At 48.2% G+C, this 14,797-nt stretch carries 15 protein-coding genes; 8 read left to right on the top strand and 7 right to left on the bottom strand.

The genetic code is table 11. From position 1 onward, the window contains the following. Positions 1-15 precede the first annotated feature (15 nt). Positions 16-957 (top strand): proline dehydrogenase family protein, encoded by a 942-nt coding sequence (locus JUB14_RS13820; RefSeq protein WP_207506888.1) that lies wholly within the window; start codon positions 16-18, stop codon positions 955-957. Positions 958-1,094: 137 nt separating this feature from the next. Here the strand turns inward: JUB14_RS13820 and JUB14_RS13815 are convergent, their stop codons facing one another. Then, on the bottom strand, positions 1,095-1,274 hold the full coding sequence (locus JUB14_RS13815) for a hypothetical protein (protein ID WP_207506887.1): 180 nt from the start codon (positions 1,272-1,274) through the stop codon (positions 1,095-1,097). 70 nt (positions 1,275-1,344) lie between these two features. Between JUB14_RS13815 and JUB14_RS13810 the strand changes: the two genes are divergently transcribed. Both JUB14_RS13810 and JUB14_RS13805 read left to right on the top strand, forming a co-directional pair. Continuing rightward, positions 1,345-2,481 carry an FAD-dependent monooxygenase gene (locus tag JUB14_RS13810; protein ID WP_207506886.1) on the top strand — a complete coding sequence of 379 codons (1,137 nt, stop codon included), beginning with the start codon at positions 1,345-1,347 and terminating at the stop codon, positions 2,479-2,481. A 119-nt stretch (positions 2,482-2,600) separates the two neighbouring features. Continuing rightward, complete coding sequence (locus JUB14_RS13805; RefSeq protein WP_374757811.1) at positions 2,601-3,164, top strand: DUF4256 domain-containing protein; 564 nt, start codon at positions 2,601-2,603, stop codon at positions 3,162-3,164. Positions 3,165-3,198: 34 nt separating this feature from the next. Here JUB14_RS13805 and JUB14_RS13800 read toward each other — a convergent pair whose 3' ends face one another. From JUB14_RS13800 to JUB14_RS13790, 3 genes are all read right to left on the bottom strand, one after another. Further along, entirely contained in the window at positions 3,199-4,164 is a 966-nt protein-coding gene (locus JUB14_RS13800) for a c-type cytochrome (protein ID WP_207506884.1), read from the bottom strand. 76 nt (positions 4,165-4,240) lie between these two features. Further along, positions 4,241-5,356 (bottom strand): lipid-A-disaccharide synthase, encoded by a 1,116-nt coding sequence (lpxB, locus tag JUB14_RS13795; RefSeq protein WP_207506883.1) that lies wholly within the window; start codon positions 5,354-5,356, stop codon positions 4,241-4,243. 114 nt (positions 5,357-5,470) lie between these two features. Beyond that, positions 5,471-5,890 (bottom strand): 6-pyruvoyl trahydropterin synthase family protein, encoded by a 420-nt coding sequence (locus JUB14_RS13790; RefSeq protein ID WP_207506882.1) that lies wholly within the window; start codon positions 5,888-5,890, stop codon positions 5,471-5,473. 189 nt (positions 5,891-6,079) lie between these two features. Between JUB14_RS13790 and rfaD the strand changes: the two genes are divergently transcribed. From rfaD to JUB14_RS13775, 3 genes are all read left to right on the top strand, one after another. After that, entirely contained in the window at positions 6,080-7,045 is a 966-nt protein-coding gene (gene rfaD / locus JUB14_RS13785; RefSeq protein ID WP_207506881.1) for an ADP-glyceromanno-heptose 6-epimerase, read from the top strand. Positions 7,046-7,172: 127 nt separating this feature from the next. Further along, positions 7,173-8,618, top strand: a complete 1,446-nt coding sequence (gene sufB, locus JUB14_RS13780) for a Fe-S cluster assembly protein SufB (RefSeq protein WP_207506880.1) — start codon at positions 7,173-7,175, stop codon at positions 8,616-8,618. 108 nt (positions 8,619-8,726) lie between these two features. Further along, on the top strand, positions 8,727-10,958 hold the full coding sequence (locus JUB14_RS13775; protein WP_207506879.1) for a monovalent cation:proton antiporter family protein: 2,232 nt from the start codon (positions 8,727-8,729) through the stop codon (positions 10,956-10,958). Between the two features lie 2 nt (positions 10,959-10,960). On the opposite strand, the gene JUB14_RS13770 is transcribed toward JUB14_RS13775, so the two are convergent. Continuing rightward, a complete protein-coding gene (locus JUB14_RS13770) occupies positions 10,961-11,866 on the bottom strand; it encodes a 1-aminocyclopropane-1-carboxylate deaminase/D-cysteine desulfhydrase (protein ID WP_207506878.1) in 906 nt (301 codons plus the stop codon). Positions 11,867-11,922: 56 nt separating this feature from the next. Between JUB14_RS13770 and JUB14_RS13765 the strand changes: the two genes are divergently transcribed. Together JUB14_RS13765 and JUB14_RS13760 are read left to right on the top strand one after the other, a co-directional pair. Beyond that, positions 11,923-12,957, top strand: coding sequence for an RluA family pseudouridine synthase (locus tag JUB14_RS13765; protein WP_207506877.1), 1,035 nt, complete (start codon positions 11,923-11,925; stop codon positions 12,955-12,957). Positions 12,958-13,038: 81 nt separating this feature from the next. Then, complete coding sequence (locus JUB14_RS13760) at positions 13,039-13,482, top strand: GNAT family N-acetyltransferase (RefSeq protein ID WP_207506876.1); 444 nt, start codon at positions 13,039-13,041, stop codon at positions 13,480-13,482. A 66-nt stretch (positions 13,483-13,548) separates the two neighbouring features. Here the strand turns inward: JUB14_RS13760 and trmD are convergent, their stop codons facing one another. Together trmD and rimM are read right to left on the bottom strand one after the other, a co-directional pair. After that, positions 13,549-14,226 carry a tRNA (guanosine(37)-N1)-methyltransferase TrmD gene (gene trmD / locus JUB14_RS13755; protein ID WP_207506875.1) on the bottom strand — a complete coding sequence of 226 codons (678 nt, stop codon included), beginning with the start codon at positions 14,224-14,226 and terminating at the stop codon, positions 13,549-13,551. Then, positions 14,216-14,791 (bottom strand): ribosome maturation factor RimM, encoded by a 576-nt coding sequence (rimM, locus tag JUB14_RS13750; protein WP_207506874.1) that lies wholly within the window; start codon positions 14,789-14,791, stop codon positions 14,216-14,218. Before rimM ends, trmD begins: the two co-directional genes overlap by 11 nt. Between the last annotated feature and the right edge of the window lie 6 nt (positions 14,792-14,797).

The raw sequence follows: 14,797 nt of genomic DNA, 5'->3' as shown, positions 1-14,797 counted from the left end.
GACCAAAATTTTAAAATGACAGATTTACAAATCAATGCAAGTGAAGCCTTGAAACTTGCAGCGCTCAATGAATCGGCTAAGGACTTTCTTCTAAATAATCCACAACTTTTCGCTGTACTCTTAAAAGCTGCAAAAAGATACATTGGGGGTGAGAATTTGCAAGAAGCGATTCAAACAGCAAAAAAGTTTAATTCGGCTGGACTCCCAACCTCTTTAGAATTTATGGGAGAAAGTATTTCTTCTACAAATGAAGCTAATGAAGTAACTCAAGAGTTTTTGACCCTAATTGAGGCGATAAAAAAGGAAAATATCACTTCAATTGTTTCTTTAGATTTATCACATATTGGCTTAGCTGTTGACAAAGAACTTGCACTTGATAATTTTAAACTAATTGCCCAAACTGCAAAACAGAGTGAAATAGATGTTATTATTAGTGCTGAAGGTGTTGAAAGGACAGATGAAATCATTCACACCTTTTGTAAAATTTCACCGGATTTTCCAAATGTTGGTCTCACTTTACAAGCATATTTATACAGGACACCGAAAGACTTGGAGCGAATTTTAAAAGAAACTCAGGGAAAAATCCGTGTGGTAAAGGGGGCATTCGCTACACCAATTGGACATTCAATAGGGCGAGGTGACCAATTAGACGATGTTTATATCAATACAGTTGAGACTTTACTTGTGAACAATAGGAAATGTTCAATTGCAACACATCATGACAAAATACAAGATAGGGTAAAAAGATTATTGGATAAACATCAAACCCCCAAAACAAATTATGAGTTTGAAATGCTTTTGGGAATTAGAGAAGATTTATTAAATGATTTAAAAAAAGAAGGATACCCATGCAGAAAATATATTGTATACGGTAAAGAATGGTATTTGTATATGTGTAATCGTATAGCTGAAAATCCTGACAATATATTTCAAGCAATAATTGACATTGTGATGTAAATGGGCTACACACAACAAGGGGCTTTCTGCTATGCTGGTTGACAAATATATCCTGATCGTTCCGTTCGCTTATCATCTACAGTCCGGGCTGGACGAAACAAGCCGGGCAACAGAATATAACATCATCTGTATCAACTTTACTCATCAGCAGTTTGAGCTGACAAATCACGGAATACCAGCACAGCAGAAAGCCCTGACCGTTGTACGGTCCAGAACAAGAATACCCCGGTATCAGTAACCGCTGTCCCCTCAAATACATCGCCTCTTACCTCAACATCACCCAGGTTAGCCTCAGCCGGATCAGGGCGGGTATGCAATAATTAACATATGTAAAATAGATTCCGACCATTTCGGCTGACCTTTGTGAGGTAATCAAATACAGCTCACATGGAGATAGGAATTACAGGTGGCGGCATAGCAGGACTTACAACCGCCATCGCTCTGAAAAGAACAGGTATACAGGCCGTCGTGTACGAGGCGGCTCCCGAAATAAAAGCCGTGGGTGCCGGTATAGGACTGGCCGCCAATGCCATGAAGGGCTTCCAGAAGCTGGGGATTGATCAGGCCATTATGCAGGAAGGCCGGCTGCTGGATGCCCTGGTCATCAAAGACGAGCGGGGAAGGCTAATTACCAAAACAGATACCCTGGCTTCCAGCAAAAAGTACGGAGCTGACAACTTCACCATCCACCGGGCCAGGCTGCACCAGGTACTAATGTCGTACCTGGACGCCGCAGCTGTCCATACCAATAAACGACTCCTCCACTTCGAAAGAAACGGAGATAAAGTCCACCTCCACTTTGCCGATGGCTCGCAAGGATCTGTTGATTATCTCATAGCCGCAGATGGCATTCACTCGCCCGTACGGCAAAAGCTACTGCCTAATGTTAGTACCCGCTATGCCGGATATACCTGCTGGCGAGCGGTAATTGATTATCCTACCGATCACCTGCGGGAAGCGAGCGAAACCTGGGGGCCCAATGGGCGCTTTGGTGTAGTTCCTCTCAAAGACAACAAGCTATACTGGTATGCCTGTGTCAAAGCGAAAGAGAACGATCTGCAGTATAAAAACTATACGGTGGAGGATCTGCTCCAAAATTTTGGCAGCTACCACCACCCCATCCCGGAGGTACTTCAAAACACCAAAACTGAGCAGTTGATCTGGAATGACATTGCTGACCTTTCTCCTTTACCGCAGTACGCTTTTGACACTATCCTCCTGATCGGGGATGCGGCCCACGCCACCACACCCAACATGGGGCAGGGAGCCTGTCAGGCCATTGAAGACGCTGTAATCCTTGCCGATACCATAAAGAAAGCACCTTCCTTACTCGATGCCTTCAAAGAGTTTGAAAGGCTCCGCATGGCCAGGACGCAATACATCGTAAAGCAGTCACGACTCATAGGAGAAGTGGCGCAGCTGCAAAACAAGCTGATCGGGGGGCTCCGGAATAGCCTCATGCGCGCTCTACCCGCCAGTGCGCAGCAAAAGCAACTTGATAAAGTATTAGGTGTAGAGTTCTGATCAAATGGTGCAGTAAAGTGGTAGGGTGAGACATGTCCAAGCCATTGCTATATTGATTAACCCATTGGACTTTTATATTTTCCCTGCGAAATTCATATACGAAAAAAGTAAGCATGACCATGGAAAATAGTAAAGAACTATCACCCGAAGAGCGGGACGAGCTCCTGCGCACGTTGAAAACACGGTTTGAGAAAAACAGAAAACGTCATGAAGGGCTGGAATGGCCCCAGGTTCAGGCAAAGCTGGAAGCCAGTCCGGACAAATTGTGGTCTCTCCACCTCATGGAAAGTACCGGGGGTGAACCGGATGTGGTAGGTCAGGCCAGTCAAACGGGTGACTACCTTTTCTATGATTGTTCCGCCGAAAGTCCTAAGGAGCGCCGAAGTGTTTGTTATGACCTCGAAGGCCTAGAGTCACGCAAAGACCATCCACCAGCTGATAACGCCGTGGATATGGCAGCTGCCATGGGTATTAAATTATTGACTGAAGAACAGTACCGGGAGCTTCAGCTGTATGGGAACTTTGACATGAAAACATCAAGCTGGCTGCAAACACCTGCTGCTATTCGGAAATTGGGTGGTGCCCTCTTCGGTGACCGCCGCTATGACCATGTCTTTGTGTACCACAACGGAGCACAATCGTACTATGCCGCCCGGGGATTCCGTGGCTTGCTTAGAGTCTAACAATTGCACAGTCAGCGAAGAGGGCTCCACCTCCTTATCCTTTACGGACAGGCTTGAACTTCACCACCTCCTGCTTAATGGGCTTTAAGGTCCGCAGGTAGGTGTACATGGCTCCCAGATCCTGTTCGGACATGCCACTGTAGAAAGTCCAGGGCATGATGGTGTTGAAGCCTTCTTTGACTTCAAAAGGATGGAAGGTACCCGGCTGGTAGGATTTGAAACGAGCGATAAAGGCTTCGCGGGTCCAGGAGCCCAGGCCGGTTTCATTATCGGGGGTAAGGTTGGCGGAGGTGAGGGTACCTCCGGTCATCTTGAGGCTAACACCGCCCGCGAAGCCCTTGCTCTTGATGGGCATCCCCATACGGCGTTGGGTGTGGCAGTCGTAGCAGCCAGCCGCACCTACCAGGTACTTCCCGTAGGCGACAGTATCCTGAGGTGATGGCATAGCCTGATGCTCCGCCTTACGGGTCATTTTTTCAAAGACAGGTTTTACTAGAGCCATGGGTCTGGACTCAGGTACTTCGTTGGCAACGGCGGGTAGTGTACGCAGGTAGGCAATGATGGATTTTACATCCTCCTGATCCATTTTTCCGTAGGCAAGGTAGGGCATCATAGGTACCATGGCTTTGCCATTTTTTGAAACGCCGGAGGTAATAGCCCGGTAGATCTCCCCATCGGTCCAGCTGCCGAGAGAGTGGGGCGTGATATTCCTGCCGTAGAAGGTACCCGGCAAACCCATCTTTTTATCGAATACATCGCCCCCTCCTCCGAAGGTACCTTCTTTGGCCGGGCCGGAAAACTTCGTAAAGTCGCGCTGGGAGTGGCAGTCCATACAGGCAGCTACGTTGTTGGCGAGGTACTTGCCGCGCTCGACGCGCTGGGGAGTGACTTCTACTTTGAGGTCCGGAGCGGGACCGATTCGTTTTTGATAGCTGGTACAACTAACGGCCGCAACAAGGCAGCCCATCAGGATTAATGAGTGTACACGTACTTTTTTCATGGCTAAGTTATGATTCTACTAAGCCACAAAAGTAACTGATCTCAATCTTGAATTAATTACCGCTCATCCACCTGTTTCAGCCATTCAACAGGTACTTCACCATCAGCCCCCCCGCCCGCTGCGAGGCTCCCGGTCCGCCTACCAGCTCCTGGAGTCGGGCGTAGTCGTGTAGCTGTTCCTGGCGCTTCGTACCACCGGGTAGTAAGGCGCGTAGCTCTTCCACCAGTTGCTGGGTATTCAGTTCATCCTGAATCAACTCCCTGACCACTTCCTTATTCATGATCAGATTGACCAGCGAGATGTAAGGTACCCGAATGAGTCGCTTGGCAATGGCATAGGAAATTCCGCTGGTGCGGTAACAGACTACTTCGGGGATATTGAGCAATGCCGTCTCCAGCGTAGCGGTACCCGAGGTCACGAGGGCCGCTTCGGTTATATGGAGAATATCATAAGTAGCTTCAAAAATGACCTGCACGTTGGGCAAGGCCTGGTACTTCTCGTAAAGTGAAGCAGGTAAGTTACTCACCCCGGAAATAACAAACTGATAGTCCTGAAAGTGAGGCTGCACCGTCAGCATGGTGTCCAGCATGTTGACGATCTCCTGACGGCGGCTACCGGGCAGCAGGGCCACTACCGGTTTATCAGCAGCTATACCGTGTTTGGCTCTGAAATCCGGATCGGGCCGGAAGGCGGCAATGGCATCCATCAGCGGATTACCCACATAATCTACCTTATACTCGTACTTGCTGTAAAAGTCCGTCTCAAAAGGAAAGATCACGAACATCCGGTCTACAGTAGCCTTGATCTTCAGCGCCCGCTTCTGATTCCAGGCCCATACCTTGGGCGAGATGTAGTAGAAAACCTTAATACCGTGCTGTTTGGCAAAGGCGGCTATACGCAGATTAAAGCCGGGGTAGTCGATCAAGATCAGGGTGTCGGGGCGCTGAGCCAGCAGGTCTTTCTTACATTTTTTGAGGAAGCCACTGATCTTATGCAGGTTCATAGCCACTTCCAGAAAACCCATAAAGGCGGTATCCTTATAGTGGGTTACCAGCTCCATTCCTACCTGCTCCATCTGGTCTCCCCCCCACCCTCTAAACTGCGCCTGCGGGTCGTGCTGCCTGATACCCTTAATCAAATTGGCTCCGTGAAGATCGCCCGAGCGCTCACCGGCTATGAGGTAGTAGGTCATGGTACTTTAATAACTAATTGATAATGCAGAATGTATAATTGGGGCGGGTGTTAATCCTCATGCAACTGCGAAATTCCATTATCAATTTTCAATTATACATTATTAATTATAACCCTATTCCCCATAGTACTCTACCCAGTTCTTAGGGGTTTCGATGAGTTTGATGTAGTGGAGTTGGGCATTGGGTGCCGCCTGGGCGATGGCCGGTGCCAGTATCTTCCAGATCTCCATGACGAATATTTCGCAGGAAGCCATTTTGCCCTGCATGAAGTCTACATCGATATTCAAATTCTTATGGTCCACTTTCTCAACTACTTCCTGCTTGATAATATCACCTAGTACCTTCAGGTCAATCACAAAGCCTGTATCGGGATCAGGCTTCCCTTTCACCGTTACTATTATCTCGAAGTTATGTCCGTGAAAATTATGATTGGCACAGGGGCCGAATACCTCCCGGTTTTTTTCATCCGACCAGTTCGGATTATACAGCCGGTGGGCTGCATTGAAATGCTCTTTTCTGGTTACATATATCATGATACTCTTTCCTTCTAAATCAGCTACAAAATTACACCTTATCCCGGTAGTTCGGAATCATTTAGGCCATCGGACTAAAAAAAATCCTACTTTTAAGACCTGAATATGGTAGATTGATAGCCGTATTTATTTTAACTTTACCTTTTGAACAGAATTGGCGTTCTTACTATATACTCATAATCTACACGTATGATCGTTGTCACGGGTGCTGCCGGTTTCATAGGCAGTTGTCTAATCAGTAAACTAAACCAGGAAGGTTTTAATTTCATCATCGCCGTTGATGATTTTTCCAAGACAGAAAAGCTGGATAATCTGGAAGGGAAAAAGATACAGGAGCGGGTTGAGCGTGACCAGTTTTTTCCGTGGCTTGATCAGAATCACGAGGATGTCGAATTTATCTTCCACATTGGTGCCCGCACCGATACCACCGAGTTTGACCGGGCTATTTTTGAAGAGCTGAACGTCAACTACTCCAAAGAAATCTGGAAGCGTTGCGTATCGTATCAGATTCCGCTCGTGTATGCCTCATCGGCCGCTACCTACGGCCTGGGTGAACTTGGCTACGACGATAACGAATCAGTTATCCCCCAGCTTAAGCCTCTCAACCCGTACGGCGACTCCAAGAATGAGTTTGACCAGTGGGCACTGGCGCAGGACGAGAAGCCCTTCTTCTGGGCCGGTCTGAAGTTCTTCAACGTATACGGACCAAATGAATTCCACAAGGCTCGTATGGCTTCGGTGATCTTCCATGCCTACAACCAGATCAAGGCTACGGGCAAGATGAAGCTGTTCCGCTCCCACCATCCCGACTTCAAAGATGGCGAGCAGATGCGTGACTTCGTGTACGTAAAGGATGTCGTGGAGGTTTGCTCTTTCCTGATGCACCACCGCAAAAACTCCGGTATCTATAATTTGGGTAGTGGCAAGGCCCGTACTTTCCTGGACCTGGTGAAGAATACATTCTATGCCATGGATATGGAGCCCGATATTGACTTTATTGATACGCCGGCCGATATCCGTGACAAGTACCAGTACTTCACGCAGGCCAATATGAGTAAGCTACATTCGATTGGGTACCCCAAGCCATTCCATACACTGGAAGAAGGGATCGAAGATTACGTCAAAAACTACCTGATCCCGCACAAATACTATTGATTCACAGGCCTGGCCTATTTAACATTCATACCTATTCCAATTTTTTACGTAATTTTGGCATAGTCCCAAACTCAAGTCTCCTACTCTTTGTTATCCTTTTGAGCAAATGTAGGTGACAATTAATACTATGAGCAAAGAAGCAGAATTATTAGAAGAGATCACCAGTTCGGAATATAAGTATGGCTTTGTTACTAACATTGAAGCTGACGAAGCCCCTCCCGGTCTGAGTGAAGATATAGTACGGTTTATCTCGGCTAAGAAAGAAGAGCCCGAGTGGATGCTGGAATGGCGTCTGAAGGCTTTCCGTCAGTGGGTTCAGATGGTAGAGCCCAAGTGGCCCAACGTATCGTACCAGCCGGTAGATTTCCAGGCTATCAAATACTATTCCGCTCCCAAGAAGACAAAGAAGGTTGAAAGCCTTGATGATATAGATCCCGAACTACGTAATACGTTTGAGCGTCTGGGTATTTCCCTGGATGAGCAGAAGCGTCTTTCGGGTGTAGCGGTAGATGCCGTTATGGACTCTGAGTCTGTATTTACGACTTTCAAATCAAGCCTCAGGGAAAAAGGGATTATTTTCTGTTCCATTTCCGAAGCCGTACGCGAGCATCCTGATCTGGTAAAGAAGTACCTGGGATCGGTAGTACCTCCCAAGGACAACTTTTACGCCGCGCTTAACTCGGCCGTATTCTCTGATGGTTCATTCGTATATATCCCTCAGGGTGTACGGTGCCCGATGGAGCTCTCTACTTACTTCCGTATCAATGCATCCGGTACCGGTCAGTTTGAGCGTACGCTTATCATTGCCGATGAAGGCAGCTATGTAAGCTATCTGGAAGGATGTACCGCTCCGATGCGCGATGAGAACCAGCTACACGCAGCGGTTGTAGAGATATTCGCCCACGGAAGCTCAGAAGTAAAGTACTCCACTGTACAGAACTGGTATCCTGGTGATGCCAACGGTAAGGGTGGTATCTATAACTTCGTGACCAAGCGGGGTATCTGTGACGGTCCTAACTCCAAAATCTCCTGGACTCAGGTAGAAACCGGTTCGGCTATTACCTGGAAGTACCCCTCGGTAATCCTGAAAGGTGATAACTCCATCGGTGAATTCTACTCGGTAGCCGTAACCAACAACATGCAGCAGGCCGATACAGGTACCAAGATGATCCACATTGGTAAGAACACCAAGAGCCGGGTAGTATCAAAGGGTATCTCAGCCGGGAAGAGCCAGAACTCTTATCGTGGTCTGGTACAGGTATTCAAGCGTGCCGAAAATGCCCGTAACTTCTCGCAGTGTGACTCGCTCCTATTGGGTGATCGCTGCGGAGCCCATACCTTCCCGTATATCGAAGTAAGTAATCCTTCGGCAACAGTAGAGCACGAAGCAACTACTTCCAAGATCGGAGAAGATATCCTGTTCTATTGCAACCAGCGCGGTATTCCTACCGAACAGGCCGTAGCCCTGATCATCAATGGGTACGCCAAGGAAGTACTTAACCAGCTTCCGATGGAGTTTGCGGTAGAAGCTCAGAAACTACTCGAAATAAGCCTTGAAGGTAGCGTAGGTTAATCTATGCTGCGTCGGATATATCCTATTTAGTAAAAAAGCCTTTGCCTCTGGCAAAGGCTTTTTCTATTATATTGCAAGATGTACAAAGTGCCCTAGCCCGAATACCTTATGAACCACGTTCCACAGCTAATCATTGATCTGGCCCTGATTTTGGGAGCTGCGGGAGTCACTACGATTATTTTCAAAAGACTAAAACAGCCACTAGTACTAGGATACATCCTGGCTGGTCTTTTGGTAGGTCCTAACTTCCCCCTCTTTCCAACCATACTGGATCTTGAATCCATCAGGATCTGGGCCGAGATCGGCGTCATATTTCTGCTTTTCAATCTGGGTCTTGAATTTAGTTTTAAGAAACTGGTAAAAGTAGGTAGTACCGCTGCCATAAGCGGCCTCTTTGAAGTTTTTTTCATGCTGCTCTGTGGCTATACAGCCGGTCGTCTGATGGACTGGTCTTTTACCGACAGCTTGTTTCTAGGCGGTATTTTAGCCATTTCCTCCACCACCATTATTATCAGGGCCTTTGACGAACTACGGGTCAAGACTCATCAGTTTGCCAGCGTCGTGATGGGTATACTCATCATTGAAGATCTGGTAGCAGTGTTGCTGATGGTATTACTTTCTACCATGGCTATCAGTCAGCAGTTTGTGGGGGTCGAAATGCTGGCCTCCGTGGGTAAGCTCATGTTCTTTCTGATCCTGTGGTTTCTGAGCGGTATATTCCTATTCCCCTCTTTCCTCCGGTCCTTCAAGAACCTGATGAACGACGAAACCATCCTGATCACCTCCATCGCCCTGTGCTTTATGATGGTGGTAATTGCTACCAAGGCGGGCTTCTCAGCGGCCTTAGGAGCATTTATCATGGGATCAATATTGGCCGAAACTACGCAGGCCGAAAAGATTGAGCACCTGCTCAAACCCGTTAAGGAGCTATTTGGTGCTATCTTCTTTGTATCCGTTGGGATGCTGATCGACCCGTCGGTACTGGTAGAGTACGCGCTGCCCCTGTTCTTCCTGGTCCTGATCGTTATGGTAGGAAAGACGGTGTTTGTATCTATCGGTTCACTGATAGCTGGCCAGCCGTTACGTACCTCCATACAGGCCGGATTGAGCCTTTCGCAGATCGGTGAATTTTCCTTTATTATTGCTAATCTGGGCCTATCTCTGGGGGTTGTGAGCGAGTTTCTCTACCCGATAGCTGTGGGGGTTTCGGTCATTACTACCTTCACTACTCCCTACATGATCCGGGCGGCTGATCCGGTCTATAACCTGGTGCGGCAGAAAATGCCGGAACGCTGGTACAAGGCCCTGAACCGGTATACCAATACGACGCAGACCATCAACGAGTCCAGTCACTGGGATGAGGTACTCAAAGATTACGCTCAGGTTATTGTTACCAACTCAGTGGTGATAGTAGCGTTGCTCCTGATTGCCTCCAATGTACTGTTCCCCATTATACAGCAGCGCATGGCTAATCCAGTCCTGGGAGGAGTACTTACTGCTATACTTACCTTGCTGACGATGGCTCCCTTCCTGTGGGCGCTCATTTTCAAAAGGTCCAATCGTAGTTCATATAAGGCCCTGTGGGTAGACCGTAAGTTTAACCGGGGGCCCCTGGTACTCCTCGAGCTGCTGCGGGTAAGCCTGGCTGTCCTGTACGCCAGCCTGCTGCTCAATACCTTTTTCTCCATTGGGGTAGCTACCGTTATTACGGGCCTTATTATAATACCTGCGTTTGTACTTTTTTATCAGAAGTTACAGCAGTTTTATCACCGGATCGAGTCTCGTTTTATCCAGAATCTGAACTCCCGTGAGCAGGATGGGAAATCGAATTACATACTGCCCCCCTGGAACGCGCACCTTGCTTTCTTCAACATCAGCGCTGATTCTCCCCTCGTAGGTAAATCCTTGAATAGCTTACAACTGCGCGAGAAATACGGCATCAATGTGGTGATGATCGAGAGAGGGAGTAAGCGTATCCTGCTACCCAACCAGTACGAGGTACTCTTCCCCAGTGACCGGATAGAGGTGATCGGAACCGATGAGCAGTTAAGTGTGTTCCGAACGCTGGTAGAGACAGTTAGTGCTGATGGAAAGATCTTACTGGCCGACGACAATCCCATTTCACTCGAGCATATTAAGGTACTTAGCTCTCATACAATTACTGGCCAGACCATTCGGGAAAGCCGGATCAGGGAGTATACTAACGGGCTTATCGTAGGACTGGAGCGGGAAGGTACCCGTATTTTAAATCCGGATTCAACGGAAATTATCAATCCGGGAGATGTCATCTGGATTGCCGGGGATCGAAAGCTAATCCGACAGATATTCCAGATCAGCTAAACTTACTTATCCAGGCTGGCCAGCCGCCCTTGCAGGCCTCCGGTATGTACTGCTACCAGCGTACTGCCGGGGGTAAAGTACCCTTTCTGCATCAAATCATACAGCCCAAACATCATCTTGCCGGTATATACCTGTTCTAAGGGTATACCATGCTGCTGCTCAAAGCTTCGGATAAAATCAAGCAGCTCGGAAGTATAACGGGCGTAGCCACCGAAATGGTAGTCAGTAAAGAGCTGTAAATGTTCTACAAGCGCTGTATCACCGACTAGTGTACGGATTTCTTCCCGTAAAAATTCTCCTCTCTTTAAGGCCGAGAATGCCAGTACCGGAGCCGGGGCTGATAGTATACCGGCCGCAGTACCTCCAGTGCCGGCTGCCACGGCAAAGTAGTCAGTCAGGTGAGTTAGTTGCTGTTCCACCTCTTGTACCATTTCCCCCACTCCCGGCAGGGCCAGCTCGTTACTTCCTCCTTCGGGTACTATAAAGATATCCCCCCGCTCCTTCAGTAGATGTTTTACCTGTTCAGAACACTCCTTTTGCCGATAGGCCTCCCGGCTTATAAAGTGGAGCTGCATTCCCTGCTTCTGGCAATATTGTAGTGTAGGAGATGAATAAGCCGTGAGTTCGTCTCCCCGCACTACCCCGATCGTATTCAGGTCGGCGGCTTTGCCGGCTGCCGCCATGGCAAACAGGTGATTGGAGTAAGCACCGCCAAACGTTAAAACAGAATCATGGCCTAGCTCTTTGGCCCGGATCAGGTTGTACTTAAGCTTTCGCCACTTGTTACCCGACACCGCCGGATGAATCAGATCATCGCGCTTGATATATAGCCTTACTCCTGCCTCTTGAACTACCTCATCACGAAGCTCTTGCAAAGGGGTTGGTCGGGTTGGGGTCAGGAAATCCATGTTTTCTGCTATTTTTGCGGTTTGCAAAGATACGTAACACAACAAAGCCGAGCTGAATGTCGCAGGAAGATATAGACCATAACGGTACCGACGAGGACGAAGACCTGTACGAGCATTACCGCATTGTAGCCGATAAGGGTCAGGGCCTGATGCGCCTGGACAAGTACCTGAGTCTGCACGTGCCCAATGCTACCCGTACCAAAATACAGACAGGTATCGAGACCGAAGCCGTAAAGGTCAATGATAAGCCCACCAAAGCCAGCTACAAGATCAAGCCGGGGGATGTTATCACGCTGTCACTGCCCGAGCCTCCTCGCAATACGGAGCTTATTCCTGAGAATATTCCTCTGAATATACTTTTTGAGGATGATGAACTGATCATTGTAAATAAGCCGGCAGGAATGGTCGTACATCCTGCTCACGGCAACTGGAACGGTACACTGGTAAACGCTCTGGTGTATCATTTCCAGCAATTGCCTACTTCACGCAACGGAGAAATTCGTCCCGGTCTGGTACACCGTATTGACAAGGATACCTCGGGTCTGCTGGTAATTGCCAAAACCGAGTATGCAATGACGCACCTGGCCAAGCAGTTTTTTGATCATACCATTGAGCGTACCTACCACGCGCTGGTCTGGGGGGAACCGAAGGAAGAAAGGGGTACTGTCACGGGTCATATCGGCCGCAGCCCTAAGGATCGCAGAGTGATGGCTGTATTTCCGGACGGGTCACAGGGTAAGCATTCGGTCACTCACTACGAGGTACTAAAGCCACTCCGGTACGTGGCTCTGATCAAATGTAATCTTGAAACCGGACGTACCCACCAGATCAGGGCGCACATGCAATACCTGGGTCATCCCCTATTCAGCGACGCTACCTACGGCGGCGATAAGATCCGGCGGGGTACTACCAGCGGTAGCTACAAGGCCTTCGTCGAAAACTGCTTCCAGATCATACCCCGGCAGGCCCTTCATGCCAAGTCCCTGGGCTTTGTACATCCAAGAACCAAAGAATGGATACAGTTTGATACCGAACTCCCACAGGATTTTCAGGATGTTCTGGCGAAGTGGGAAAGCTTTGTAAAAGTGTAGCTTTAACTATTCCATTTAAAAATTTATAAATTATTCAATATTTTTTTAGCTTCACAGCTCATTCAACTACTAAAACCACGCATGAACGTTATTACCCGCCAAGGCACCCGCCATGATATACCCTCCGTTTTTGAGCTTGTAAAAGAGCTGGCTATCTATGAAAAAGCTCTTGATCAAATAGCGAATACTCCTGATCGGATGGCTCAGGATTACGATGATAAGCTGTATGATTTCTTTGTGGCGGAGGCCGATGGAAAGATTATCGGTTTATCCCTTTACTACTTCCGCTACTCAACCTGGAAAGGCAAGCGATTGTACATGGAGGATATCATAGTGACTGAAGCCATGCGGGGCAACGGCATTGGTAAGCTCCTGTTCGACGCTACCGTACAGGCCGCCCGGGATACCAACTGTACCGGCATGATGTGGCAGGTACTCAACTGGAATGTTTCAGCCGTGGGCTTTTACCGTAAGTACGGCACCCGCTTTGACGACGAATGGGTTAACTGTAACCTGGACTTTTAAGACAACTCATAAAGTAGAAAGGCCCGCAGTGTTGCGGGCCTTTCTGGTAATATATATATTATCGTTCTATTCATTCAGCAGATCAGGGCGCCGCTCACGCGTACGTTCAACCGATTGCTGATAGCGCCAGTCTTCAATCCTGGCTTCGTGCCCTGAAAGTAGTATATCGGGTACCTTATGCCCCTCAAATTCGTAGGGACGGGTATAAACCGGTGGAGCTAGCAGATTGTCCTGAAAAGAATCTGTTAAGGCCGAAGTCTCATCATTAAGTACTCCCGGTACTAATCGGATTATGGCATCGGCCAATACGGCGGCCGCCAATTCGCCTCCCGAAAGTACATAATCGCCGATACTGATCTCTTTGGTAACGAACAGGTCCCGCACCCGCTGGTCAACGCCCTTGTAATGGCCGCACAGCAGGATCAGGTTTTGGTTTAGAGACAATCGGTTCACAATACCTTGCTGCAACCTTTCGCCATCTGGTGTCAGGTAGATCACTTCGTCGTAAGTACGCTCATTCTGCAGATTCCTGATGCAGCGGGCTATGGGTTCAATCTGAAGTACCATACCGGCTCCTCCCCCAAATGCGTAGTCATCTACACTCTTGTGCTTATCGGTAGAGTAATCACGAATGTCATGTATATGTACCTCGGCATGCCCCTTGTCCTGTGCGCGCTTCAGTATAGAATGCGCAAAAAAGCTATCCAGCAAGCGAGGTACACAGGTAATAATATCAATCCTCATCTTCGTCGGCTTCGGGTAATTCATCGTTATCCGATCCTGAATTCAGGTATACTTCCAGCAAGCCTTCTGGAAGCTTTACCAGCACCTGCTGCTTTTCGTGGTCAGCACTGATTACAATATCATCAACGATCGGAATCAGTACCTCACTGCCCTGGTAGTCCATTGCTATTAGGTCCTGGGTATTGGGCGTATAGATGGCCCGGATTATTCCCAGCTCACCCTTCGTTTCATCCACTACAGTATAGCCCTGGATCTGATGATAGTAGAATCCTCCCTCTCCCAACTCTTCCAGCTCTTCGATGGGTAAGTATAAAGCACTTCCTACCAGAGCCTGTGCCTGCTCGATAGTATCTACATCTTCCAGTCTGACGATGGCCTTATTCTGCTTCTGGATATTCATATCCTCCACAAAGTACGGTACTAGCTCGCCTTTGATTTCTACAAATAAAGACTCTACGTCTTCGTAGTCTTCCGGATAGTCTACATCCAGATGTATGGTTACATCCCCCTTGGTACCGTGGGTTCGAACAATGTACCCCAGCAGGTAATGGTTGTCGTGTGCCAAGATTTG

Source organism: Telluribacter humicola, from assembly GCF_017355935.1.
GTDB classification, from domain to species: domain Bacteria; phylum Bacteroidota; class Bacteroidia; order Cytophagales; family Spirosomataceae; genus Telluribacter; species Telluribacter humicola.
This window is presented reverse-complemented; position numbering and strand designations above follow the sequence as displayed.

Bases quoted from the DNA above. Each gene is read 5' to 3' on its own strand.
- trmD (WP_207506875.1), bottom strand. From the start codon at position 14,226: ATGAGGATTGATATTATTACCTGTGTACCTCGCTTGCTGGATAGCTTT.
- rfaD (WP_207506881.1), top strand. From the start codon at position 6,080: ATGATCGTTGTCACGGGTGCTGCCGGTTTCATAGGCAGTTGTCTAATC.
- JUB14_RS13765 (WP_207506877.1), top strand. From the start codon at position 11,923: ATGTCGCAGGAAGATATAGACCATAACGGTACCGACGAGGACGAAGAC.
- lpxB (WP_207506883.1), bottom strand. From the start codon at position 5,356: ATGACCTACTACCTCATAGCCGGTGAGCGCTCGGGCGATCTTCACGGA.
- JUB14_RS13770 (WP_207506878.1), bottom strand. From the start codon at position 11,866: ATGGATTTCCTGACCCCAACCCGACCAACCCCTTTGCAAGAGCTTCGT.
- JUB14_RS13810 (WP_207506886.1), top strand. From the start codon at position 1,345: ATGGAGATAGGAATTACAGGTGGCGGCATAGCAGGACTTACAACCGCC.
- JUB14_RS13790 (WP_207506882.1), bottom strand. From the start codon at position 5,890: ATGATATATGTAACCAGAAAAGAGCATTTCAATGCAGCCCACCGGCTG.
- JUB14_RS13760 (WP_207506876.1), top strand. From the start codon at position 13,039: ATGAACGTTATTACCCGCCAAGGCACCCGCCATGATATACCCTCCGTT.
- JUB14_RS13805 (WP_374757811.1), top strand. From the start codon at position 2,601: ATGGAAAATAGTAAAGAACTATCACCCGAAGAGCGGGACGAGCTCCTG.
- JUB14_RS13820 (WP_207506888.1), top strand. From the start codon at position 16: ATGACAGATTTACAAATCAATGCAAGTGAAGCCTTGAAACTTGCAGCG.
- JUB14_RS13800 (WP_207506884.1), bottom strand. From the start codon at position 4,164: ATGAAAAAAGTACGTGTACACTCATTAATCCTGATGGGCTGCCTTGTT.
- JUB14_RS13775 (WP_207506879.1), top strand. From the start codon at position 8,727: ATGAACCACGTTCCACAGCTAATCATTGATCTGGCCCTGATTTTGGGA.
- sufB (WP_207506880.1), top strand. From the start codon at position 7,173: ATGAGCAAAGAAGCAGAATTATTAGAAGAGATCACCAGTTCGGAATAT.